Source organism: Micromonospora sp. NPDC050417 (assembly GCF_044458865.1).
Classification (GTDB): Bacteria; Actinomycetota; Actinomycetes; order Mycobacteriales; family Micromonosporaceae; genus Micromonospora_G.
Genome location: NZ_JBITIH010000016.1, coordinates 59,276 through 83,389, shown reverse-complemented (window position 1 = coordinate 83,389; position 24,114 = coordinate 59,276). Strand labels below are relative to the sequence as shown.

Below are 24,114 nucleotides of genomic sequence, written 5' to 3'. Positions count from 1 at the left end.
ACCGCAATGTCACCCGCAGAACGCAGAACGCCCCCGGGCGGTGCCGAGGGCGTTCCGTCCGGTTGGAAGCTAGGCGACCAGTTCGTAGGCGGGCGCCTTCGTCCCGTCCGCCCAGACGATCGTCAGTCAGTCTTGCGGGTGGAACCGGAGACCTCGGCCGTCGGCGCGGGTTGCGCGGACTTCCCGGATCGCCAGGCATCCTGGGCACGGTACCGGTGCCGCCGTCGTCCTGGTCGGCCCCGCCTCACCCGCTCAGGCCATCCCGGTCTGCAAGTCCGGGTACCAGTGCACGTACACCTACTACAGTTCCGCCACCTTCGAGACCGTCGTCGGCGGCCGGACCAAGTTCTGTGACGGCACCGTCGACTCGTTTGGCACCACCACCCGCTGGCTGGAGATGGTCAGCGCGCAGTGCCCCGAACCTCTCTGACCGGCGCCAGCCACGCGGCGGTGGCCGCCGAACCCCGTCGGGGTCCGACAGCCACCGCCGTCACTCAGGGCAGCATCCTCGTCAGATCCCACCCGCCCGGTTGCCGCAGGGCGAAGCCGGGGCGAGCACCAGGTCGTACGTCAGCGTGAAGCCGGCCTCGACCTTCTGCTGCTTGACCTTCGGTGTCCAGCCCTCCCGGCTCACCACCACCTGGTACGCGCCCGCCGGCAGCCAGTAGACGAAGCGCCCCTGGGCGTCGGCCCGCAGGGTGTAGCCGGTCTTGCCACCCGTACCGGCGAGGTTGAGCCGGACGGTGGCCGCCAGCGGCAGCCGTTGGCCGTCGCAGCTCTGGCCGGTAACGGTCCCCTGGATCTTGCCCCAGTCGGCGGGGGCGGCGACCCCGACGTTGACGTCGACCGTCGACACCGGGTACGGGGTGTCCGCCCGGAACCCGAGCTGGGCCCGGTAGGTGCCGGGCTGGGCGATGCCCGCCTCGGGCGTCGCGGTCAGGGTGAGCGCGATCGTCTTCGACGCTCCCGCCGCCAGGGTGAAGCTGACCGGCGTCGTCTGGAGCCACGGAGCCCCCGCCGTCGCGCAGTCGCCGAGTCCGCTCAACCGCTCGGACTCACTGGTGACCGTGGCGCCCACCGCACCACCGATCTTGTACACCCCGCAGGCCATCGCGCCCCGGAAGGCCGCGACCTGGGCGTTCGGCAGATCCCGCCAGGCTTGGCCGGCCGGGTCGTAGGCCATCGTCCGGTTGGTGATCACGCTGGAGTTCGCGGTCACACCGCCGGACACGATCAGCGTCTCGCCGGCCACGGTGGTCTGCGAGCCCCACAGATCGATCGGCAGGTCGGGCAGCCGGGTCCAGGCGTTGGCGGCCAGGTCGTAGCCGTAGGTGTCCCGGTAGGTCCCCGTGGAGATGCCACCGGCGCAGTAGACGCCGCCACCGACAGCGCCACAGGCGGCGTACGACACCGCCACCGGGTAGTCCGCCCCGGTGGTGAACGTACGGCTGCTCGGATCGAAGATCACCAGGTTCTTGGTGTCGGTGCAGTCCGCGTCGGCACAGCCCCCCACCATGATGATCTTTCCATCCACCACGGCCGTGCCGGCCGCCGCGCGGGGCGCCGGGTGGAGCACACCGACGAGCGTGCTCCAGGTGCCCTGCTGCGGATCGAAGACGTCCACCGAGGGAATCGGGGAGCCCTCGGCAGACCAGCCGCCGAGCACGTAGATCTTGCCGTTCACCGCCGCCGCCGACGCCTTGGCACGCCCCCTGGGCATCTCGGGCAACCCGCTCCACACGTTGGTGTCCGGGTCGTACACCCAGGTGGAGCGCTCCGACCCGCTACCCGAGCCGCCACCGACGGAGTAGACCTTGCCACCGAGGTTGATGGCGGAGTTGTCGGAGATCTGCGCCGGGGCGTTGGCGATCCGGCTCCACGCGGGGTCGGTCGACTGCGGCCCGGTGTTCGCGGGCCCGGGGACCGACGCCCCGGTGCTGGCGGAGAGGGCTCCGCGCATGCCCTTCGAGATGCCGGAAACCCGCTGTTCGACCAGCGGCGCCGCCTTTGGGGCAAGCACCTCGAACTGCCCGGCGCGCTCCAGAACCTCCACCGTCGCTGCCGCGCTGCCGGTGTTCTTCAGCGTGACCGAGGTGCTCCGGGTGCTGCCGTACGGCTGGTTCGCCTCGACGGAGGTCTGGCTGACGGTGATCCGCCCGGCCTTGAGGGCGAAGTTCGCCTTGTTCACCCGGTCCACGTCGATCGCGAGTTCGTTGCGCACCGCCTGGTACGGACGCAGGTTCGCCTCCACCGGGTGGGACCCGGTCAGGGTGGAGAGGAACCAGTAGAACCCGTCGGGGATGTTCGGGTCCTGCGGCGTCGCCGCGGTGACCGCCGTCTCGGCCGACGCGTCCGGGCTGGCGACGGTGACCCCGTTGAGTCCGACACCGGTGTTCTTGTCCGTGACGAACCCGGCGACCAGGCCGGCGGGGGTCGGCGTGCAGGCCCGGTTGATCAGCTCGACGTTGTCGACCCCCCACCACCAGCCGAAGTTGGCGGTGTAACGGAACCGCACCCGGACATTGGCCTGGTTCGCGGCGGGTGCGAGCGGGACCAGTTCCTGGACCGGGCCGCGCCGGTAGTCGTCACCGTGCCAGACGTTCGTCCAGGTCGTACCGCCGTCGGTGGAGACGTCGACGTCGCCCATGTCGTCCGTGGCGGTGGCGTAGAGGTCGCTGTTGAACCGCAGGTACGGCGCGCCGGCCCTGCTGAGGTCGAACACCGGGGAGATCAGGTCGGTGTCCTGGCGGGCATCGAGACCCTGACGGATGCTGTCGACCATCGCGAAGTTGCCGCTACCGCCGGTCGAGTTGCCCCGGTTGCCCGGGTCGTCGAAGGCCCAGCCCGGAGACTCGGTGCGGTTGACCACGGACCAGCCCGTCGGTACCCCGGTGCCGTCGAAGGTCTCGGTGGGGAACAGCGGCGCGGTGAAGCTGCCCGAGTAGCCGGCGGCGGCGCAGCCGTGGTCGACGGGGACCTTGATGTTGACCGTCTTCGCCACGTCGGCCACCGGCACGGTGCTGGTGACCTTCCGGTATCCGGAGTAGTGGGCCGTCGTGCCGAGGGTGTACGCGGTGTTGGCCGGCGCGGTGAACGAGTACTTTCCGGTGATCGGGTCGGTGAAGACCGGGCCGCCGGGCCGACCGCTGACGTCGATCCTGGCGTAGAGCGGCCATCCGTGGCCGGAGCCGTCGGTCACCCGGCCCGAGACCGTCACCATCTCCTGCGGTGCCAGCGCGAAGTTCTCGGTCAGTGTGCCGCCCACGACCACGGTGATGGCCACGGTCCGGCTCGTGTAGCCGTACGCGCTGGCGGTCAACGTGTGCTCGCCGGGCGGCAGGCTCAACGTGTAGCCGCCGTCGGCACCGGTGACGCCGTGTGGTCCGCCGCTCGTGATCGTGACACCGGCCAGGGGCTCGCCGGTGGCCGCGTCGGTGACCCGACCGCTGATCCGGCCGACGTCGCCGCGCGGCGCCTTGAGCACCGCCTGGTACGCGTTGAGCCGGCCCTCGCCGAAGACGTTGTTGTTGGTGGCGGTACCACCGCACTCCGTCGCGTCGACGTCGATGGCGGTCTCACCGAGCAGTTTCTCGGTCGCGGCGAGGTCGCGCCGCAGACTCGGCGCGGCGGACCAGATCAGCGCCACCGTTCCGGAGACGTGCGGGGCCGCCATGGAGGTGCCGCTGATCGTCGCGTACCCGTTGCCGGGCCAGGTGGACCGGACGTCCTCGCCCGGCGCGGAGATGTTCGGCTTGATTCCGCCGTCCGCCGAGGAGCTACCCCGGCTGGAGTAGGAGTAGACCTGGTTGGCGACGTTGAAGCCACCGACCGCGTACGACCCGGGGTAGTCGCCCGGCGAGTTGGCGGTGTTGCAGGCGGGACCGGAGTTGCCGGCGGAGAAGACCGCGAAGATGCCAGCCGCCCGCCAGGCGTCGACGACCTGCTTGTACCAGAGGTTGCCCTGGCCGCCGCCCCACGAGTTGTTGACGATGTCGGGCCGCAGGTCCGGGCGCGGGTTCTGGCCGTTGCGGTCGGTCGGGGCCAGCATCCACTGACCCGCGTTCAGCAGCGAGGCGTCCGAGCACCAGGAGCCCTCGCACGCCTTGGCGGCGATCCACTTCGCCCCGGGCGCGACACCGGTCTGGTTGCCGGCGCCGCCGTCACCGACCATGGTGCCCATGGTGTGGGTGCCGTGGCCGGACGTGTCGCACGGCGTTTCCCCGGTGCAGACGCCGGACGGGTCGTACCAGTTGTAGTCGTTGGTGAAGGTGCCGTCGCCGTTGTTGCCCCGGTACTTGCCGACCAGTGCCGGGTGGTCGTACTGGACGCCACCGTCGATGTTGGCGACCACGATGCCCTCGCCCCGGTCACCGAACTCGTCCCAGACCCGGGGCGCTTCGATGTTGGCGATCCCCCACTCGGCCCCGGCCGCACCGGCCTTGGCGGCGGTGTTCCCGGGCGCGGGCTCGACCACCTCGTACGTCCGCACCGGCTCGATCCGGGCGACCTCGGGCCGGGCCGCGATCGCGTCGACCAGGGCCCGGTCCCCCTCGACCCGCAGGGCGTTCGCGATCCAGTACGAGGTGTACCGCACCCGCTTGGTGTTCAGCAGGCCACGCAGGCCGGACTGGGTACGATCAGCGGTCGCGGTCAACTGGCGGTGCACCTCGGCCGAACGGGCGTCAGCGTCACGGAGCCTCGCCGCCGCGTCCAGTGTGGCCCGCTCCTTCAGATAGACCATGAAGGTCGTACCGCCGGCGCCGGACGATTCCCTGAGCACCTGATTGTCGACCAGAGCCGAGGCCGGAGCCGGGGCCGCGACGGCGACCACCGGTGGGGCCGTGAAGCCGAGGACGACGGCCGCCGCGATGGCGACGGCGGGTCGGAGCATCCGGCCCGCGCCTCGACGTGTGTGTCGTGCTGACAACTTTCCTCCAGTCCAGCGGCGCCCGATGGGATCGTGGCGCCGGCATCGACGGGTCCGGGATGTCCGGTACCGCCGGGTCGGTGTTCGGCCATCCATGACCGTCCACACCGGACCCCGGTCATCTTCTGATCAACAACGCTCAAGATCAATACGTTCGGCCCAGAAGTTCGCCGGAACAGCGGGCCGGATCCGGCTCGGGGACGACGCTGGGTAATCCAGGTCGGTTCCAGGAACCGTAGGGCCCCGCTCGCTACCGTTTCCTCGCTGGCGAACCCGAGGGGAGACGCGGTGCCGATGTCCGCTCTGACCACCCAGGCGCCGAACCGCCTCCGGTCCCGCCGCCCGTTGCCCACCCTCGCACCGGTGGTGCTCGCCGCACTGGTCGCGGCCGGTGCCGTGGTGGTCCACCGGGTCACCGGGCAGTTCTGGTGGGACCTCGCCGCTTACCGCACCGGTGCGACGGCCGCCGCGACCGGCGACGGGAATCTGTACGACGCCGTGGTCCGGGGCGCGGACGGAATCGAACTCGGCTTCACGTACCCACCGTTCGCCGCGCTGCTGTTCCAGCCGCTCGCACACCTCGGCGTGGACGTCGGAATCGGGCTCTGGGCCTTCGCCTCGGTCCTGGCGCTGCTGGCCGTGATCCAGGTGAGCTGGCGGGCGGCCGTACCGACGACCCGGCCGGCGACGCTGCCGGTGCTGGTCGCCACGGTGGCCGCGCTGCCGCTCTTCGCGGTCTCCGGGCATCTCCAGGCCGGGCAGGTCGGCCTCTTCCTGATGCTGATCGTGCTCCTCGACCTGACCGGTGATCCCGGTCGCCGCTGGTACGGGCTCGGCGTCGGCGTCGCCGCCGGAATCAAGCTCACCCCGCTCGTCTTCGTGGTCTACCTGGTCGCGACCGGTCGTTGGCGAGCAGCAGGTACGGCGCTGGCCGGATTCCTCGGCACGGTGGCGGTCGGCTTCGCCTGGCACCCCGCTGACTCGTCCCGGTTCTGGGGCGGCGCGCTGCTCGACTCGTCCCGGGTCACCGGCGACCCCCGTACGATCCTGAACCAGTCGTTGCACGGCGCGCTCGCCCGGCTCGCCGACTCGGCCGACGTCCAGGGTGTGTGGCTCCCGGTGGCGGCCCTGGTCGCGGTGGCCGGAGTCGCCCTCGCCGCATGGTGCGCCCGAACCGGTGACCACCTGCTCGGAGTGCTCACCTGCGCGGCGACCGGCCTGCTGGTCTCCCCGGTCTCGTGGCACCACCACTGGGTCTGGTGGGTGCCCGCGCTGGTCCTGGTCGCCGGGCGCTCGTGGTCGACACGGAGCCGGCACGGCCTCGCCGTCGCCGCCGCGCTCTGGCTCGTCCTGGTCGCCTCCACCACCGGCGTGCTCGCCGGCCTCCAGGGCTGGGACCTGCACTTCCACGGGCCGGGGCTGGTCTACAGCAACCTCTACGTACTGCTCGGGCTCGCCGCGCTCGGCTACCTCCCGTTCCACCTGCGTGGTCGGCCCCGGGTCGGTGCCGCATGACCGACCGCCCACCGTCGGCGGGTACGTCGCCGAACGTAGTCAAGGTTCCGTCCACCGTCGGTCCAGACGAAACCCGCACCCGCTCGGTAACGTCACGTCATGTCCTTGGCAAGCACGGGTACGGTCGCCGGCGTGACGCCGCCGCTCCGGTCCCGACCCGGTCCGTGGAGGGCCGCGTGACGGTTACCGCACCGCAGGCGCCGACCGAGCCGGTCGCGCAGCCGACCCGGCCACGGCGTGGCTGGCGCTGGTGGCTCTACTCGACCCTGGTCGCCGCCGGGGCGCTCTGGCTGGCCTTCACCGTGGCGCACCTGGTGCTCAGCGGCCGGTGGTGGCTCTGGCTCGCGGTCGATGCCATTCCGCCGCTGTTCTTCCTGGTCATCCCGGTCGTGCTGGCCGTGGGCGCGGCGCCGTGCCGACGGTCGCGGCGGCCGGTGGCACTGCTCGCCGCCGCCGCCCTGCTGTTGGGCGCGGCCCAGTCCGGCGTGAACGTGCGGGCCTGGCGCGGCGGCGACGGCCCGGCCCCGGCGAACGCGATCCGGGTCTTCTCCTGGAACACCGGTTACTGGGACGAGGGCGGCGAGACCGAGGCGCTCTACCGCCTGCTCAGGGAGGCCGACGCCGACGTCTACCTGCTCCAGGAGTACTGGTACGCGCAGACGCCCGAACCGCTCGACCCGGCGGCGACCCGACTGCGCGCCGAGTTCCCCGGCTTCCACGTCGCGCTTGTCGGAGAACTCGTCACCCTCTCCCGCTTCCCGATCCTGCGGCAGACCCCACTGGTGGCGCCGGACATGCCACCACCGGCGGCGGGCTCCACCGACCACTGGCTGTACAAGACCCTCCGTACCGATCTGGATCTGGGTGACGGTCGGGTGCTGTCGACGTACAACTCGCACCTGCCGGTGCAGTTGTCGCCCGACACCGGTCCGTTCCACCCGGACTTCTACCGGGTTCTCCGGGAGCAGCACCGTCAGCGGGAGCCGCAACTGCGGGCGCTGGCCCGGGACGTGGCCACCAACGACAATCCGATCCTGCTCGCGGGTGACCTGAACACCAGCCCTGCCATGGGTGACCTGCGGGACCTTCCGGAAGGGCTGCGCGACGCCAGCTACGCGATGCGTTCGCTGTATCCGGCGTCCTGGTCCGACCTTCCCCCGTGGCCCCGGCTCTGGCGGCTGGACTGGGCGTTCGTCTCGCCGGGTGTCCGCGTCCACTCCTACCGGTTCGGCCCGGCCGGCGGAGTCTCCGACCACCGCTCACAAGAACTGGTGATAACGCCGGGGTGATCCCGGGCGGGGACGCAGAATTCCTTTCGGGGGCGCCGTGAACACCGCCGTCACCGTGCCACGCCACCTGGGATCGCGGCGCGGAAATAGACGCGCGAAATTGTCGTACGCCGGGCCGCGTACAAAATCCGACGACGCTCGACGAATACATTCACGGCCATTGTTTTCCAGTCGCCTCGGCGCTAGCCTCGATTTGTGCGAGTGTCGGTGGTCATTCCGAATTACAACAAGGAAAAGACGATCCGGGCCTGCCTGACGGCTGTCCACACGCAGACCCACGCCCCGGCCGAAGTGCTCGTCGTGGACGACGCCAGCACCGACCGGTCACGACAGATCGTCGCCGAGTTCGACTGCACGCTGGTCGGGCTCCCGACCAACATGGGCGTCTCCGCGGCGCGCAACATCGGGGCGGCGCGGGCCGACGGGGACGTGCTCTTCTTCGTCGACTCCGACATCGCGTTGGCGCCGGACGCCCTCGCGAACGCGTTGCGGGTCCTGCGCGAGCATCCCGACTGTGGGGTGGTCCAGGGCATCTACGATCTGCACCCGCTCTTCCCCGACGGGCCGGTCGAGTCCTACAAAACGCTCTTCGAGCACTTCTGGCGGCGCCGTGCAGCCGGGTTGACAACCACCACCATGTTCGCCCTGACCGCCGTACCCCGAGCGGTGTTCGAGCTGGTAGGAGGCTTCGACGAGGGGTTGCGAGACGCCGAGGACATCGAGTTCGGCACCCGGCTGCCGGCGACGTACGAGATCCGGACGAGCGATCAGGTGGTCGGCCGGCACGACGACGTGGACCGGCTCTGGCCGTACGTGTCCGAGCTGTACCGCCGGGCTTTGACCTATGCCGACGCGGTGGTCCTGGCCCGGTGGGCCCCGCGACCGGCGGCCGATCCACCCGTCCCGGGAGCCGGGACCGGGCGTCGGGACGACGGGCGGACGCCGCACCGGGTCGACCTCGCGGCCGTCGCCGGCATGCTGGCCTGCTCGCTGGCGGTCGCCACCGTGCCGCTGGCCATGCTCTCCCCCTGGCTGCTCGCCGTGCCGCTCGGGCTGCTGGCGGTCTTCCTCACCGCCGATCGCGAGCTGCTCGGCTTCGCCCGACGCGAACGTGGGCCGGGTTTCCTGCTCTTCGCCACGGTGATGCGCCTGCTCACCCACCTGACCGAGTTCGTCGGCCTGACCGTCGGCGTCGTCCGCGCGCTCGTCCGGCGGGCGGGTCCCGGTCGGTTCCGGCCGGTGGCGCCGGAGCCGCAGCGGTGAGCGCCCCGGACAGGTTCGGCTGGTGGCGACTGCTGAACCAGGTGCTGGTCGTGGTCTTCGTGGTCGGGCTGGCGATCGGCCTGGTGCTGTTCGTACGCGACCAGGACTGGGCACCGGTGCGGACCCTGGCTGCCCAACTCGATCCGATCCAGGTCGGAGCGGCCCTGGTCGCCGCGGTGCTGATCAACGCGTCCGGGTTGTTGCTGGGGCTCGTCTCCTGGCGGGCGATCTTCGTCGACCTCGGTGCCCCGGTCGGCCGGTGGACCGCCTACCGGATCTTCTTCGTGGGCTTCCTCGCCAAGTTCGTACCGGGCCGGTTCGTCGCTCTGCCGGTGCTGCTCCGACTGGGCAAGCAGATCAACGTCGGGCCGGTCCGGCTCGCCGGTGTCTTCGTGCTGAGCTGGGCCGTCGTCGCGCTGACCGGCATGACGGTCGGGCTCGCCGCAGGGCCGGCACTGCTCGGTGGCAGCGCCGCCTGGATGCTGCTCGCCACGGTCCCACTGGTGATCCTCTTCGCCCGGCCGCACCTGCTCGACCGAGGGCTCACCACCGCGAGCCGACTGCTACGGCGGCCACCGCCGCAGGTCAGCGCCTCTCCGACCGGACTGCGTCGGGCGATCACCGCACAGTCACTGTCCTGGGTGGTCTCCGGGCACCACCTCTGGCTCCTCGCCGTCACCGCTGGCGCTCCGCCGGTGCGGTCGTACCTGATCTGCGTGGCCGGGTTCGCCGCCGCCACCGTCGCCGGCCTCCTGGTCATGGTCGTCCCCGACGGGCTGGGCGTACGGGAGGCCGTGCTCATGGTCGGACTGGCCACGGTGATGCCGGTGTCGATCGCCACTCCGGTGGTGCTCGCCAGTCGGCTGGTCTGTGCGCTCAGCGAGGTCGCCATCGGTGCCGGCGGCCTGGCCTTGGCGCAGTACATGCACCGTCGCCGGGCCGTATCCGATCCGGCACCCGGGGCGGCTCATTCCGTACCCGATCCGTCCGTCACCTGAATCACGTCGAGGAATGTCGGTGATCTCATGTCCAAAGGACTGTTCCAGGCCCTGTCCCGGCTGACCAGAATACCGGTACGGATATTCGTCCGCCCCCATCGCAGAATCAACGCGGCGATGTGGGACACGCAGTACGCACTGGGACTCTGGAGCTATCTCGACGGCATGTCCGACGGCACCGTACCGCTGTCGCTCATCGAATCGTGGGCACCCCGACCGACCATTCTGGATCTCGGCTGCGGCACCAGCGCCAACCTGCCCCTGACGCCGGGACGGTACCGGCACTACCACGGTGTCGACATCAGTCGTCAGGCGATCGCGCAGGCACGGGCGCTCGCCCGGCCGGACACCTCGTTCGAGGTGGCGGACATCCGTCACTTCCGGTCCACCGACCGTTACGACGCGATCCTGTTGCGCGAGGTCATCTACTACCTGTCCGGCACCGAATCGGTGGCGCTGCTGCGCCGCCTGCCCACGCTGCTCACGCCACGTGGGCGGATCGTGGTGCAGGTCTATGACGTGTCCCAGACCGAGGAGTTCGTCCGCCTGATCCGCAACTGCGGCCTACCCCTGGTGGCGGAGATCCCGACCCGACTCGGCGACGGGCCGACCGGTGCCCTCTTCGTCCTCGCGGCTCCGGCCCTGCCGACGAGCCCGTCTCCCGGGGAACTGACCGGCGAGGCCGCGCGATCCTAGCTCCCGCCGTCCCGGGTGACCGGTCACACCCGTTGCCCCGGGGGTGGCCGATCACCCGGTCAGACAGAGACGCGCCGGTCCCACCACGGACGTACCGCGACCGGTTCGCTCCGCAGCAATCTGCGGTGCAGGTCCTGCAACTGGTGTCCCGGCTCGACGCCGAGCCGGTCCGCCAGGGTGACCCGGGCGTCCTCGAAGGCGGTGAGCGCCTCCGCGCGGCGCGAGGTCTGTCCGAGGGCAACCAGGAGCAGTTCCCAGAGCCGCTCCCGCATCGGCTGCTCGGCCAGCATCCAACGCAGCTCCGAGATCAGGTTCTCGTCGTCACCGAGCAGCAGCCGTACGCCCGTGGTCTCCTCGACGACGTCCTGGCGCAGCTCGGTCAGGCGGATCCGCTCCGCCTCCGCGAGCGGTCCGGTGGCCTCCTGCAACGCCGGTCCGGACCAGCGCCCCAACGCCAACTGGAACAGTCGCAGCGCCTGCGGCAGGTCGGCCTGGGCACGGGCGGCGCGGGCCAGCTTGATGTCCCACTCGAACCGGGTGATGTCGACCGAGCCGTCCGGGATGTCGAGGGTGTAGCCGGGACGGGTGGAGCGCAGCACCCGGGCGAGCGCGGGTCGGCGACCGGGTGGCTCCAGGACCCGGCGCAGCCGTCCGATGTACGTGTGGACCATGTTCTCGACCGAGTTCGGCCGGCGGCCGATCCAGATCGCGTCCACGATCTGCGCCACCGACATCACCATGCCGCTGCGCAGCGCGAGCACTGCCAGCACCTCCCGTTGCCGGGGCGTACCGAGGTAGAGGTTCACCGCGCAGCGCTCGGCCCTGATCGGCCCAAGGAGCAAGATCGAGAGGTCGTCGTCCGGCATAGGTCTCTCCCACTCAAGCTGTCGACCCCGTGACCCGGCTTCCCAACGTCTGCTCCCCTGCTCCGGTGGGGACCGCTCCAGCGCGCTCACCGGCTACCGACCGTCGCCGGGAATGACGAACCGCAGCCCGCGGTCGAGCATTCGGGGTAGCACGGTGTCGAGGGCTTCGACGGTCTGCGAACGGTCTCCCCCGCCGTCGTGACAGAGCAGCACCTGACCGGGACGGCCGCGAGACAGGGAACGGATGATCCGGGACACGCCCGGGCTGCGCCAGTCGCTCGGGTTAACCGTCCAGTCGATTGCGGTCAGCCCAATCTCCGCCGTGGCTCGTAGGACGTCTGGGGACCAGTTGCCACCGGGGGCGCGGAACAGCGCGGGGCGCAGACCGACCGCGTCCTCGATCTCGGCCTGGGTCCGGGCGATCTCGGCCCGCAGCCGGGGTGGCGCAAGCGCGGCGAACGGCTGCGGGTGCGACATCGAGTGGTTGCCGATGGCATGCCCGGCGGCGACGATCCGGCGTACCAGCTCCGGCCGCTCGCGCACCCGGTCGCCGATGAGGAAGAAGGTGGCCCGGACCTGGTGCCGGTCGAGCAGGTCGAGCATTCGGGGCGTCCACTGCGGGTGCGGACCGTCGTCGATGGTCAGCGCCACTCCGGGGCCCGGCACGCCGAACGCCGGCCAGTGGCGACCGCCGACCGTGGCCTGACGACGCAGGAACTGCTGACCCCGGACCGCGAAGAACAGATAGTGCAACGCCTGCGCGGAGAGGTACGCCCAGGGCGACACGGCATGGTCCGGGGCGGTGTTCATCGGTGCGGCTCCACCGGTGCGACCCGGGTCGGGCCGAAGTCCCGGTCCGTCAGGTGCCGAAGCCCGCCGACCACCGCCCCGGCGATCACGCTCCACTGGACCAGCAGATGTACGCCGTAGAAGAACACCGCGAACCCGGGACCACGCTGACGTAGGACGAATCGCAGTAACGCCGGTTCGGCGGCGGCGAAAAGTCCGAAGAAACCGAGCGGCAGCAGCAGCAAGAGCGGGCCGACCAGGACCAGCGGCACGGTGAGCGGGACCAGCAGGGCGGTCAGCAGACCGGCCGGGGTGTTGGCGCGGATGCCGGCGGGGCCACGCTCGGCGAGGGCGACCGGGACCAGCAGTTGCGAGCGCCCGAACTGCTTGCGCAGGAGCTTTCCGAGGTGGCTGTCGTCGTCGTGCCGGCAGACCACGGTGTCGGTCAGTACGGTCGCGTACCGGCCGGCGAGCCGGTCGCCGAACTCGACGTCCTCGGAGGCGCGCAGGTTCTCGTCGAAGAGGCCGACCTCGTCGAACGCCACCCGGCGGGTGACGCAGACCGCGAAGAGCGTGGTACGCACCCGTCCGACGTTGCGCAGCCGCCAGTGGTGGCCGTGCAGCAGCCGGTACGCCTCGACCGGCCCGTCGTCGAACATCGGCCGGAGCGCGTAGATGCCGTGGACGCAGGCGACGTCGGGTTGGTCCCGGAGGATCGCGAGGGCGTTCTCCAGCGCGTCCGGCTCCGGAGCGCAGTCCGAGTCGACGAAGAAGAGCAGCTCGCCGGTGCTGGCCCGAATTCCCCGGTTCCGTCCGGCGGCGGGTCCGCGATTGTGGTCGGAGACCAGCAGCCGGCACGGGAACTCGCCGGCGATGGCCCGGGTCTCGTCGGCGCTCGCGTCGTCGACGACGATGACTTCGGTGACGGGGTGTCGCTGTGCGTAGACGGCTTCGAGACATGCCCGCAGCGTTTTGGCACTGTTGTACGCGGGGATGATGACCGACACCGTCGGGCGCATGATCAAAACCTCACCAGGGCGGGGGTTAATGGTCAGGACATTGACGCATCGAAAACGATCGTGCCGCGCCCACGCTATCGACCCTGTTTCACACTGGCAAGCGTTGCCTTACGTAGTCAAGGTTCCGTCCAGGACCAGTCCAGAAAAGATTCCGGACCGATCTATAGCGTCGCAGTATGTCCAATTTGGTCAGCCTCGACGATTGCGACCGGCTCACTGTTCGTGAGGTGCATGACCTCTATCGCCGATACGTGAACTCCAGCCAGGTCAGCCTCATGACCTCCTTCGGGTTCGGCCGGGAATTGGTCGACCACGCGGAGGGCGCGTACCTGGTGCTGCGCGACGGGCGGCGCATCCTCGACCTCACCGGCGGCGTCGGCGTACTCAACCACGGGCACAACCACCCCCGCATACTCGCGGCTCGGCAGCGGTTCGCCGAGCAACGGCGGATGGAAGTGCACAAGACGTACTTCTCGCCCTATCTCGCGGCGCTCGGGCACAACCTGGCCCAGCTCCTCCCCGGCGACCTCGCCATGTCGTTCCTGCCCAACTCGGGCGCGGAAGCGGTCGAGGGCGCCGTGAAGCTCGCCTACAAGTACCACGGCGGCCGACGACAGAAGATCCTCCGGGCCGACTGCGGATTCCATGGCAAGCTGCTCGGATCGGGAGGTCTGACTGGTCAACCGCAGTTCGCCTTCCCCACCATTCCCGGCATTGTTCCTTTCACCTACGGCGACCTGGAGTCGGTCAAGGCGGCGGTGTCGGCCCATCCCGATGACGTTTACGCGTTGATCGTCGAGCCGTTCAGCGCGTCCACCATACAGTGGTGCGACGAAGAGTTCCTGCGTGGCGTCCGCGAGCTCTGCAACCGACATGACATAGTGCTCATCTTCGATGAGATTTACACCGGGTGGGGCAAGACCGGCAGCCTGTTCTATTTCATGCGCTACCCCGGTCTGGTGCCGGACGTACTCACCACGAGCAAGTCCTTTGGCGGCGGAAAGTCGTCCATTTCGGCCTTCGTCGCGCGCCAGCCGATCTTCCGCAAGGCGTACGACAACCTCACCGACGCGCTGTTACAGAGCACCAGTACCACGTACTACGGCATGGGCGAGGAGTGCGTCACCGCCCTGGAGGCGATCAACATCGTGGTGGAGGACGACTTTCCGGGGCGGGCCCGGGAACTGGAGCGCGTACTCGAACCGGCCCTGCACCGGCTGGCGAAGGAATTCCCGGACGCGGTCGGGCGGGTGGCCGGCGCCGGCGCGCTCTGGGGCGTACACATCGACGGTGGGCCGAAGATCCTCGACCTGGTGGCCCGGATCGCCCCGGCCGGCATGGCCCGGGATCCGAGGTTCAAGGCCAAGCTGGTCACCTGCGCGGTGATCAACGCGCTCTACCAGGACCACCAGATCTTCACCTACTACACCCTCAACGGCCTCAACCCACTCATCCTCGGCCCCTCGCTGGTCACCGAGCCGGTCGACGTGCAGCGCGCCACCGACGCGCTCGGTGAGGTCCTCAGCCACGGCCTGACCCGACTGGTCACCCGGTTCGTCGCGCAGAAGGTGGGGTCGTCGCTGTGGTGATCACGATTACCGGGGCCGCCGGCATGCTCGGTGGTCGGCTGGCCGAGCGGTTCGCCGCCGACGGACACGAGGTACGCGGGGTGGACCTGCGCCCGGGGCCCGGGGCCCGGGTCATCGGCGACATCCGGGACGCGGACGTGATGGCCCGCGCCACCGCCGGCGCCACCACCCTGATCCACTGCGCCGCGGCCCTGCCCAGCTACCCCACCAACGAGATCCGCTCGATCATCGTGGACGGCACCGAGAACGTGCTCGGCGCGGCACATCGGGCCGGGGTACGCCACCTCGTCCACATCTCCTCCACCGCCGTGTACGGCCTGCCGAAGGTGGTGCCCACCCCTGAGGAGCACCCCCGCGCGCCCGTCGACCCGTACAGCGCGGCCAAGGCAGCCGCCGAGGAAATCGCCGAACGTCACCGGGCCGACGGGGCGCTGGTGTCGATCCTGCGTCCGAAGACCTTTCTCGGTCCCGGGCGGATGGGACTGTTCGCCATGCTCTTCGAGTGGGCCGAGGAGGGACGCAACTTCCCCGTGCTCGGCCGAGGCGACGTACGCATCCAGATGTTCGCCGTCGAGGACCTGGTCGACGCGGTGGTGACCGTGCTGCACGCGCCGGACGAGGTGGCGAACGACACCTACAACCTCGGGGCGGAACGGTTCGGCACCCTGCGCGAGGACTTCCAGGCGGTGCTGGACACGGCCGGCCACGGCAAACGGGTGGTGTCGATGCCGGCCCGCCCCGCCCTCGCCGCGCTCGGCCTGCTGGAACGCACCCGGCTCTCTCCGGTGTACGGCCGGTTGCTGCACAAACTCATGGGCGACTCGTACGTGAGCATCGACAAGGCCCGGCAGCGCCTCGGCTTCTCCCCCACGTTCTCCAACGCCGACGCCATCCTGCACACCTACCAATGGTGGCGCCAGGAGCGGCACCAGGTCCCATCGGACGCGTCGGGAGACGGGTCGGGCCGCGCCGGACAGCGCGGCCGGACCAGCCGCGATCCCTGGCGGCAGGGTGCCCTGGCCTTCGCGAAGATCTTCTTCTGAGCCGGGGGCATCATGACCGCCGTCGAGACCACGGTCGAACGGGCCGTCCCGGCCCCCGCGACCGGCCGTGCGGCCAGCGCACCCGCGCTGGCCCGGCACCTCATCACGTTGACCCGCCCCGGACACTGGGTCAAGAACCTCCTGGCCGTACCGCTGGCGCTGGTCGACGCGCCGGTCTGGAACGCGTCGACGCTGCTGCGTACCGGCTGGGCGGTGGTGGCGTTCACACTCGCCTCGTCCCTGGTCTACGTCGTCAACGACATCGCCGACCGCCGACTGGACCGGGCGCACCCGGTCAAGCGACACCGTCCGATCGCCTCCGGCCTGGTTCCGCTGCCGGTAGCCTGGCTGCTCGCCGCCGGCCTGGCCGGGCTGCTGACCGTCAGCGTCGTCGCCGGACCGGGCATGTCCTGGTGGCCTCTGGTGGCCTACCTCGCGCTGTGCGCCGCATACAGCCGGCGACTCAAGCACCTGCCGCTGCTGGACATCTGCGTGATCGCGACCGGGTTCGTGCTGCGTGTGCTCCAGGGATACGCCGCAGCCGACGGCCCACCGTCCGGCCTGCTGCTGACCGCCGTCTTCACCGGTTGCCTGGTGCTGGTGCTCGGCAAGCGCCGCGCCGAACTCTCCTCGGCCGGCGTCACCCACCGCCCGGCGCTGGCCGGCTACAACGTCCTGCTCGCCGACCACCTGCTCGGCCTCAACGCCTCGCTGGCCGCCGCCACCGGGCTGTTCTACCTGCACACGGAGGCGCCGATCGACCCGTACCGCCCGGTGGTGCTGGCGGTCGTGGTGCCGCTGGGCCTGCTCGCCGCCTTTCGCTACCTTCAATCGGTCCTGGTACTCCGGCTGGGCGGTGACCCCATCCGGGCCCTGCTCCGGGATCGCATGATCGTGACCAGTGCCGTGCTGATCGGTACGACGCTGGTCGTCGCGGAGGTCGCTGCCCGCTATCCGGAACTGCTGAGATGGATGGACAAGTGAACAAGCCGCTCGTGTCGGTCATCGTGCCGAACTACAACTACGCCCGCGCGTTGGGCCTGTGCCTCACCTCGGTCAAGGAACAGACCTACCCGAACCTCGAACTCATCGTGGTGGACGACTGCAGCACCGACGACTCCGTACGGGTCGCCGAGTCGTACGGCGCGCGGGTGCTCCGTACGCCGGAGAACTCCGGACCGGCGGCGGCCCGCAACCTGGGCGCGGCGAACGCCTCCGGCGAGATCCTCTTCTTCATCGACTCGGACGTGGCGGCCAAGCCGGACGCTGTCGCCAACGCGGTGGAACTGCTCGGCTCCGACCCCGAGATCGGTGCTGTCTGCGGAAACTACGACCCGGTGCCACTGATCCGCGACAGCCTGGTCGAGGAGTACCGCTGCCTGCAACAGTCCTACTGGCTGATCGCCGACGAGGGCCGGATCATGACGCTCTACACCGCGCTGCTCGCCGTGCCGGCACGGGTCTTCGCCGAGATCGGCCCGTTCAACCCCCGGCTCCGCGAGACCGAGAACGCCGACTACGGGCTGCGGCTGGCGCAGCGTTACCAGATCTGGCTCACCCCGAGGGTGCGCGGAGTGCACGACCACGACCACGAGCTGCGGGTGCTGGTCCGCAAGGTGTTCACCCGGACCGCCCTGCACATTCCGATGTACGCCCACAAGCCGGAGTTTCCCGGCGGGTTGAGCAGCGGTCCCCGGGCGTGGGTGAGCATCGCCGCGCTGGCGACCGTACTCGCTCTGGCCCTACCGGCGCTGTTCGGAGCGGCGTACCTGCTGGTTCCTCTGGTGGCCTTCGCCGCGTTCGTCGCCGGGGACCTGCCGATGCACCGGTTCGTGGCCCGGGAGCGGGGACCGCTCTTCCTGGTCTACTTCGTGGCGATGCACTTCCTCCTGAACCTGGTCATCGCCGCTGCCGCGTTCAGTGGGGTGGTGGCGTGGTTGACCTCCGGCCGGTTCCGCCGGCTCTACCAGCGTCCGGAGGCGGTCACCCGATGAGGTCGATGCCACTCGTCTCGGTGATCGTGCCGAACTACAACTACGCCGAGTCGCTGGACCTGTGTCTGCGCTCCATTCTCGACCAGACGTACCCGAACATCGAGATCCTCGTCGTCGACGACTGCAGCACGGACCAGTCGATCGAGGTCGCCGAGACGCTCGGGGTGCGGGTGGTCAGCACCGGGGTGAACGGTGGCTGCGGGCAGGCCCGCAACATCGGCGCCGCGAACACCGCCGGTGAGTTGCTCTGTTACGTCGACTCCGACCTGGTAATGGCCCCGGACGCGGTGGCGAACGCGGTGCGTCTACTCCGCGAGCAGCCGGACGTCGGGGCCGTCTGCGGAATCGAGGATCCGGAGCCGCTGCTGCACGACACGGCCGTGGCCCGCTACCGGGGACTCCAGTACCACTTCTGGTCGATCAGCTCGGAGGGGGACATCGGTTTCCTGTTCCCCGCGGTCTGTCTGATCAGACGGGCTGTCTTCGACGAGATCGGCCCGTTCAATCCGGCGCTGCGGCAGACCGAGGAGGTCGACTACGGCTACCGGCTGACCCGGCGCTATCGGATGGTGCTGACCTCGACCGTACGTGGTCGGCACGACCACGACCACGAGCTGCGCGGGCTGCTGCGCAAGCTGTTCCACCGTGGCCGGTTACGGATCCCGCTGTACGCCCGTGCACGCCGCTTCGGCAAGGGCTTCGAAACGGCGTCCCGCGCCTGGGGCAGCCTCGCCGCGTTCGCCGTGTTACCGGCGCTCGTGGCACCGCTGCTGTTCGGCCCGTGGGCGGCGGTGCTCCCGATCGGGCTGTTGGCCGCCTCCCTCGCCTGCGACGCCGGCATGTACGCCTTCGTCCACCGCCGTCACGGCCTCCCCTTCCTGCTCTTCTTCGCGGGGCTGCATTTCGTGGTCAACGTCACGATCACACTCGGGGTGGCGACCGGCGCGCTCCAGTGGCTCGGGTCGCGAACCTTCCGGCAGCTCTACGACGCGTCCTTCCCGGTCGAGGGGAGGGCACTGCCGGGGGCGGCATGACAACGGTCGGCGGCGGCGGCCCGGCCGGCGAGCGGAGATCGGGCGGCCCCAGGGCTGCGAGCTGACGCAGCAGCCCTGGGCGGCCACGGCCATCGGCGGCAGTGGTGAGAACACTCCCCCGTTGCCGCCGTGGCGGCGAGCGCCTCCATCCATCCGCCGCAATCGACGGCCGCCGCGCTCCAGGGCACACCTGTTGCGTAAATTCCGTCCTTCAGGCTACGCCTGTTGCGCGCGACGGCGGTGAGCATACGCCCGCATGAGAAACCGTCTCAACAGTTGCCTCTTCGGCCGACGGCGGTACCGTACGGGCGTTCATCGGTCGTTCACCGGAGGAGTGACGATGGTCGAGGAGAGCCCGTGCGGCGCCGAGTTGCCCGACCTCGACACCCTGGCTGGAAAGCTTGAGTACCTGTTCGACAACATCCGGCCCACCGCCGAGGAGTTGGGCGTGAACGACGAACCCGGGCGCCGGTACACGATCAGGGAGATCGCGAACAAGATCAATCAAGCGGCCGAGACGGATCCCGACGCTCCGACGATCAGCGCGGCCTACATCGGCGAGATGCGCCGGGGCGTGAGCACCGATCCCCGGGCCTCCCACATTCTGGCCCTGGCCCGGGCGTTCGGCGTGGATCCGGGATTCCTCATCGACCGTCGAGCGGCCAGGAACGTGCAGGAGCAGATCGACCTGCTCAACGAACTGCGCCAGCTCGACGTACGTCAGGTGGCCCTGCGTTGGGTGCTACGGCAGCAGGGACTCTCCGCCGATACCTCCGAGCTGATCGAGCGGATCGTCGAACGCTGCCGACAGCTCGAAGGGCTCGACCGGATCGAGACGCCCCGTTCGACCTCCGCGACAGTCGATCCCCTTCCCGGGTAGCGCGATCGCCGCGATCGTGCTTACATTGGTGCCAGAAAGGCCGGTCATCTCCCCCCGTGGATGCCCGGCCCTTCTTTTTGCCCGCGCGGCGGCTTGTGCCCGTGCAGCGGCTTTCGCCCGTGCGGCGGGCGCACCCGCGCACGCGACGAACCGCCGTCCGGGCCGAGTACGTTTCCTCGATCCCGGACGGCGGTCTCGCCGTTGCGAAACGGTCAGCCGAAGCAGTTGGGCACCGGGTCCGGGCTGCCCACACAGTTCGTCGGCCGGTTGTTGCCGATGACGGTCCGCTCGTCCACGGTCACCAGCGTGCCGTCGGCGAAGATGCCGCCGGGCGGGTTCACCGCGTCGTTGCGCGACACACGGCTCTCGGTGAGCGCGAGGCTTCCGTCGACAGTGAAGATGCCACCGCCGACCGAATTGGCGCCGACCGTACGGTTCGAGTCGACGAGGCTCTTGCGGACGACCAGGGTGCCGTCCACGTTGTAGAGGCCGCCGCCGTTGACCTGGGCGGTGTTCTCGCCGACCTTGGTCTGCTCGACCACGGCCCGGCCGCCGCCGTTGTAGACACCCCCGGCCAGGCCACCCGCGTTGTTGCGGACGACCTCGCTGTGCCGGATGTACAGGGACGAGTCGTAGTTGAGGATGCCGCCGCCGGCGGCGGTGGGGGCGGTGCTCTCGTTGCCGATCACCCCGCTGTACACGATCTTGGTAACGGCGCCGTAGCCGGCGTGGACGCCACCACCGAGCCCCACGGAGACGTTGTCCGAGACCTTGCTCCGGGTCAGGGAGGCGGTGCCGCCGGTGTTGGAGATCCCGCCACCGTCCTGGGCGGTGTTGTTCCGGCTCACCTCGGCACCGTCGAGGACGAGGAGCCCTCCGCTGTAGATCCCGCCGCCGTCACCGAGGGCGCTGTTGCCACTGACCTTGGTCACGTACTCGGTCTTGTCGTGGTCCCAGCCGTCCTTGCTCCAGCCTTCCTCGGTCCAGTCGTTCGGGCCCGACTCGCTGCCGCCACCGGCGTCGGACGCGTCCGCGGGCTCTGCCGTGGCGCCGTCCATCACCGCTTCCTCAGCCTCGGCCGCCGGTGACTGCGCGTCCTTCGACTGCTCGGGATCCTTGTCCCGCTTCGAGTCCTTCTCCTCGCCGGAGAGCAGCGCGGTGATGCCGTAGTTGGCGATTCCGCCACCGTCACCCGTGCTGCGGTTCGCGACCACGGCGCTCTTCTCGATCACCGCCTTGCCACCGGCCTGGACCAGCAGCCCACCGCCGCCGGCGCCGCTCCGGTCATCCCCGCCGGCAACAGTGACGTCACGCAGAACCAGCTCGCCGCCGGTCGCGACGTTGAAGATGCGGAACGGGTCGGCGTTCGCCGCGCGCTCGATCGTCGCCCCCTCGCCCTTGATCGCGATCGGCTGGGTGATCAGCGGTAGCCCGTCCGGCCCCTGGTACACGGTCAGGCTGTACGTGCACCCCTTGGTCAGCTTGAGCTTGGCGCCGTGTCCCGCGTTCGCCTCGACCAACGCCGAGATCAGCTCGTTCGAGTCGCACCCCACCTGTTTGGCGTCCTTGTCCCACTCCGGACGCCAACCCCCGGGATCCTGGCCGCCATTGTCGTAGCCGCCATCGTCGACGCCACCATCCGCACTCAGGAAGAGCCTCGGCAGTCCCAGCGCATCGGTCGCACTGGCCACAGCCGGCGCGCCGCTCATTCCGGCCACAGCCGCCAGGCTGGCCACACCTGCCAGGCTGACGGCACCGGTCACGTACCTGCGGAGCCGCCGAGCCTTGCCCGACGGCACAGAACGGTCGTCCTGGGCACCGCGCGGGGCATCTTGGTGTTCCGGTAGTTGGTTGGACATCATCACTGGCTGTTCCTTCCTCCTACGTGACTGGCCGACGGGCCACCAAACGGGCTCGGGGCCACTGATCATTACCGTAGGTGGAGGTTCCCGGCAATGCGGGCTTATATGAAGACTTCACACATTTGGTACAAGGCCCCTTGTCCTCGCCCGCTACCGTCGGACGGAACGGGAGTCGGACAGGGGGGTCGTTACCGGACCGGCACCGGGTAGGTAGGCGTGCGACCACGATCAGTACAGTAGGGACGTGTCTCTATGGATCGCCGCAGTCTGGGGACTTGTCGGCAGCGCCGTCTCCGAGGCGCTGAACCTCTACGCCATGATGCGACCCACGACGGAGTCCAAGGGTCGCTGGCAGTGGCCATGGCGAGACAGACGCGACCGCCCGATCGTGCTGTTCGCGGTGGCGCTCCGGGCGCTCGCCGGCACCGGCCTGGCGGCTGCCGCATGGGCCGGCGGGATGGCCACCACCGCCTTCGCCACGTTCACCTTCGGCGTGGCGGCCCCCCTGGTCATCGCCAAGATATTCGACCAGATCAGGGTGCTGGACCAACCCTCGAAAGAGGACGTCCGGTCGGGGGGAAGCGATGATGACGCCGCCTGACAGCTACCTCCGCCGACTGGCCTGGGCACTGTCGGCCCACCCCTCCACCACCACCGCCTCCGCGCCACTGCCGACCCGTACCCGCCTCGCCGCCGCGCTCGCCGCCCGACCGGTCGCCCGTACGGGTGCCACGCACGGCCGGAGCCCTGCGCTGGACCGGCACACCGCACACAGCGACAAACTCGCCGATCGCGTCAAGTGGGTGCTGGCGCACCTGCTCGGCACCGAACCCGACCAGTTGCGGGTCGACTCCGATGGAGACATCGGCATCCGCGCCGGCTCGGCGATCATCTTCGTACGGGCCCAGGAGGACCCGCCACTGGTGGACGTCTTCTCCCCGCTGCTCACCGGCGTACAGCCGACCGAGACGCTCTACCGGCGACTCTCCGACCTGACCAACGGAATGGTCATCGGTCGGATCTACTGCACCGGCGACACGATCTGGGCCTCCATCCCCGTCTTCGGACAGGACTTCCAGCCGACCCACCTGCTGCTGGCGATCCAGGCGATGATCGAACTCGCCGACGACCTCGACGACCACCTCCGCCAGGAGTTCGGCGGCAGCAGATTCTTCGGCGCGGAGGCATCCGGCATCACTCCCGTCCCCGATCCCACCGGCTACCTGCGGGACCTCGCCGACTCCGGTGAGTCCCGCGCCGGCCGAATCCTGGCCGACCTGTTGGCCGACCGTGGGCGTACCGAAGAACTCCGGACTCGGGCCGAGAACGGTAACGGGCACGCCGCCGCCCGCCTCGCGGCCCTCCTGCGCGAACAGGGGCAGACCGACGACGCCGAACACTTCTGGCGCCTCGCCGCCGACCAGGGCGAGCCCGCCGCCCGTACCGAGTTGGCCAGCCTGCTGGTCGGCAAGGGACGCCTCGATGAGGCGATCGACCTGCTCCGTGAGGAGATGGAGGCGGACTGGCGAGCGGTCGGGCTCCTGCTCGCGTTGCTGACCGAGGTCGGCCGGGTCGACGAGGCGGTCCAACTGCTCCAGGAGCGTACGGATCGGCACCGGTCCGACCGCTGATTCCGCCGGCCCGAACGGAATGACCGGCCGGCAGTCGACGCCGCTACCAGTGTGTCTACGGTGAGGGCATGGGACAACCGACGCGCTGGGTGACCGACACCAAACCCGGACACTCACAGTGGTACATCGACCGGTTCCGCCGACTGGCGGCCGAGGGCGCGGACCTCGCCGGCGAGGCACGGTTGCTGGATGCCATGGTGGCGCCGGCGTCCCGGATCCTCGACGCCGGCTGCGGGACCGGGCGGGTCGGTGCCGCGCTCGCCGCCCGCGGTCACCGGGTGGTCGGCGTCGACGCCGACGCCGACCTGGTCGAGTCCGCCCGCGCCGACCACCCCGACCTCACCCTGCTCGTCGGTGACCTGGCCGAACTCGACCTTCCCTCGGCAGGGGAACCGGAACCGTTCGACGCGGTCGTGGTCGCCGGCAACGTGATGACGTTCGTCGCGCCCGGTACCGAGGAGGAGATACTGCGGCGGATCGCCGCGCACGTACGCCCGGACGGGCCGGTGGTGGTCGGCTTCGGCACCGACCGGGGTTACCGGCTGGAGGACTTCGACCAGCACGCGTCCGCCGCCGGCCTACGGCTGGAGCAACGCTTCGCCACGTGGGACCTACGCCCCTGGCGGGAGGAGGCGGACTTCGCGGTCACGGTGCTTCGCCGCCCCGCCTGACCCCAGTCGCCGTGCGCCGCCGCCCCGCCTGACGGCGGGTCCGACCGG

At 70.0% G+C, this 24,114-nt stretch carries 20 protein-coding genes; 15 read left to right on the top strand and 5 right to left on the bottom strand.

The window, feature by feature from the left end:
- Window positions 1-118 precede the first annotated feature (118 nt).
- Entirely contained in the window at window positions 119-430 is a 312-nt protein-coding gene (locus ACIBF5_RS21105; protein WP_396814315.1) for a DUF6289 family protein, read from the top strand.
- Window positions 431-511: 81 nt separating this feature from the next.
- Here ACIBF5_RS21105 and ACIBF5_RS21100 read toward each other — a convergent pair whose 3' ends face one another.
- Window positions 512-4,891: a S8 family serine peptidase gene (locus ACIBF5_RS21100; protein WP_396814079.1), complete on the bottom strand. Its 4,380-nt coding sequence runs from the start codon at window positions 4,889-4,891 to the stop codon at window positions 512-514.
- Between the two features lie 330 nt (window positions 4,892-5,221).
- On the opposite strand from ACIBF5_RS21100, the gene ACIBF5_RS21095 reads away from it, so the two are divergent.
- The 5 genes from ACIBF5_RS21095 (at window position 5,222) to ACIBF5_RS21075 (ending at window position 10,688) form a co-directional block, all read left to right on the top strand.
- Entirely contained in the window at window positions 5,222-6,442 is a 1,221-nt protein-coding gene (locus tag ACIBF5_RS21095; RefSeq protein WP_396814077.1) for a glycosyltransferase 87 family protein, read from the top strand.
- A 176-nt stretch (window positions 6,443-6,618) separates the two neighbouring features.
- Window positions 6,619-7,731: an endonuclease/exonuclease/phosphatase family protein gene (locus tag ACIBF5_RS21090; protein ID WP_396814075.1), complete on the top strand. Its 1,113-nt coding sequence runs from the start codon at window positions 6,619-6,621 to the stop codon at window positions 7,729-7,731.
- 195 nt (window positions 7,732-7,926) lie between these two features.
- Window positions 7,927-8,994: a glycosyltransferase family 2 protein gene (locus ACIBF5_RS21085; RefSeq protein ID WP_396814073.1), complete on the top strand. Its 1,068-nt coding sequence runs from the start codon at window positions 7,927-7,929 to the stop codon at window positions 8,992-8,994.
- Window positions 8,991-9,992, top strand: coding sequence for a lysylphosphatidylglycerol synthase domain-containing protein (locus ACIBF5_RS21080; RefSeq protein WP_396814071.1), 1,002 nt, complete (start codon window positions 8,991-8,993; stop codon window positions 9,990-9,992). Before ACIBF5_RS21085 ends, ACIBF5_RS21080 begins: the two co-directional genes overlap by 4 nt.
- 27 nt (window positions 9,993-10,019) lie before the next feature.
- A complete protein-coding gene (locus ACIBF5_RS21075; RefSeq protein WP_396814070.1) occupies window positions 10,020-10,688 on the top strand; it encodes a class I SAM-dependent methyltransferase in 669 nt (222 codons plus the stop codon).
- Between the two features lie 59 nt (window positions 10,689-10,747).
- Here ACIBF5_RS21075 and ACIBF5_RS21070 read toward each other — a convergent pair whose 3' ends face one another.
- The 3 genes from ACIBF5_RS21070 to ACIBF5_RS21060 form a co-directional block, all read right to left on the bottom strand.
- Complete coding sequence (locus ACIBF5_RS21070; protein ID WP_396814068.1) at window positions 10,748-11,554, bottom strand: BTAD domain-containing putative transcriptional regulator; 807 nt, start codon at window positions 11,552-11,554, stop codon at window positions 10,748-10,750.
- Between the two features lie 93 nt (window positions 11,555-11,647).
- Window positions 11,648-12,364, bottom strand: coding sequence for a polysaccharide deacetylase family protein (locus ACIBF5_RS21065; RefSeq protein ID WP_396814066.1), 717 nt, complete (start codon window positions 12,362-12,364; stop codon window positions 11,648-11,650).
- The gene (locus ACIBF5_RS21060; RefSeq protein WP_396814064.1) at window positions 12,361-13,362 is read right to left on the bottom strand and encodes a glycosyltransferase family 2 protein; all 1,002 of its coding nucleotides are present in this window, start codon (window positions 13,360-13,362) and stop codon (window positions 12,361-12,363) included. Before ACIBF5_RS21060 ends, ACIBF5_RS21065 begins: the two co-directional genes overlap by 4 nt.
- Before the next feature lie 275 nt (window positions 13,363-13,637).
- Between ACIBF5_RS21060 and ACIBF5_RS21055 the strand changes: the two genes are divergently transcribed.
- The 6 genes from ACIBF5_RS21055 to ACIBF5_RS21030 all read left to right on the top strand — a co-directional run bounded on the left by ACIBF5_RS21055 (window position 13,638) and on the right by ACIBF5_RS21030 (window position 19,902).
- Window positions 13,638-14,951: an aspartate aminotransferase family protein gene (locus tag ACIBF5_RS21055; RefSeq protein WP_396814312.1), complete on the top strand. Its 1,314-nt coding sequence runs from the start codon at window positions 13,638-13,640 to the stop codon at window positions 14,949-14,951.
- Window positions 14,945-15,994, top strand: a complete 1,050-nt coding sequence (locus tag ACIBF5_RS21050) for an NAD-dependent epimerase/dehydratase family protein (RefSeq protein ID WP_396814062.1) — start codon at window positions 14,945-14,947, stop codon at window positions 15,992-15,994. Before ACIBF5_RS21055 ends, ACIBF5_RS21050 begins: the two co-directional genes overlap by 7 nt.
- 12 nt (window positions 15,995-16,006) lie before the next feature.
- Window positions 16,007-16,978, top strand: coding sequence for a UbiA prenyltransferase family protein (locus ACIBF5_RS21045; protein WP_396814060.1), 972 nt, complete (start codon window positions 16,007-16,009; stop codon window positions 16,976-16,978).
- Window positions 16,975-17,988, top strand: a complete 1,014-nt coding sequence (locus ACIBF5_RS21040; protein WP_396814058.1) for a glycosyltransferase family 2 protein — start codon at window positions 16,975-16,977, stop codon at window positions 17,986-17,988. The genes ACIBF5_RS21045 and ACIBF5_RS21040 overlap by 4 nt, the downstream gene beginning before the upstream one ends.
- Window positions 17,985-19,022, top strand: a complete 1,038-nt coding sequence (locus ACIBF5_RS21035; protein WP_396814056.1) for a glycosyltransferase family 2 protein — start codon at window positions 17,985-17,987, stop codon at window positions 19,020-19,022. Before ACIBF5_RS21040 ends, ACIBF5_RS21035 begins: the two co-directional genes overlap by 4 nt.
- Before the next feature lie 340 nt (window positions 19,023-19,362).
- Window positions 19,363-19,902, top strand: coding sequence for a hypothetical protein (locus tag ACIBF5_RS21030; RefSeq protein ID WP_396814054.1), 540 nt, complete (start codon window positions 19,363-19,365; stop codon window positions 19,900-19,902).
- A 212-nt stretch (window positions 19,903-20,114) separates the two neighbouring features.
- Here the strand turns inward: ACIBF5_RS21030 and ACIBF5_RS21025 are convergent, their stop codons facing one another.
- Window positions 20,115-21,764, bottom strand: a complete 1,650-nt coding sequence (locus ACIBF5_RS21025; RefSeq protein WP_396814310.1) for a hypothetical protein — start codon at window positions 21,762-21,764, stop codon at window positions 20,115-20,117.
- Between the two features lie 244 nt (window positions 21,765-22,008).
- Between ACIBF5_RS21025 and ACIBF5_RS21020 the strand changes: the two genes are divergently transcribed.
- From ACIBF5_RS21020 to ACIBF5_RS21010, 3 genes are all read left to right on the top strand, one after another.
- Window positions 22,009-22,365 (top strand): hypothetical protein, encoded by a 357-nt coding sequence (locus tag ACIBF5_RS21020; protein WP_396814052.1) that lies wholly within the window; start codon window positions 22,009-22,011, stop codon window positions 22,363-22,365.
- The gene (locus ACIBF5_RS21015) at window positions 22,352-23,395 is read left to right on the top strand and encodes a T3SS (YopN, CesT) and YbjN peptide-binding chaperone 1 (RefSeq protein WP_396814050.1); all 1,044 of its coding nucleotides are present in this window, start codon (window positions 22,352-22,354) and stop codon (window positions 23,393-23,395) included. Before ACIBF5_RS21020 ends, ACIBF5_RS21015 begins: the two co-directional genes overlap by 14 nt.
- A gap of 68 nt (window positions 23,396-23,463) precedes the next feature.
- Complete coding sequence (locus tag ACIBF5_RS21010) at window positions 23,464-24,066, top strand: class I SAM-dependent methyltransferase (RefSeq protein WP_396814048.1); 603 nt, start codon at window positions 23,464-23,466, stop codon at window positions 24,064-24,066.
- Window positions 24,067-24,114: the final 48 nt, after the last annotated feature.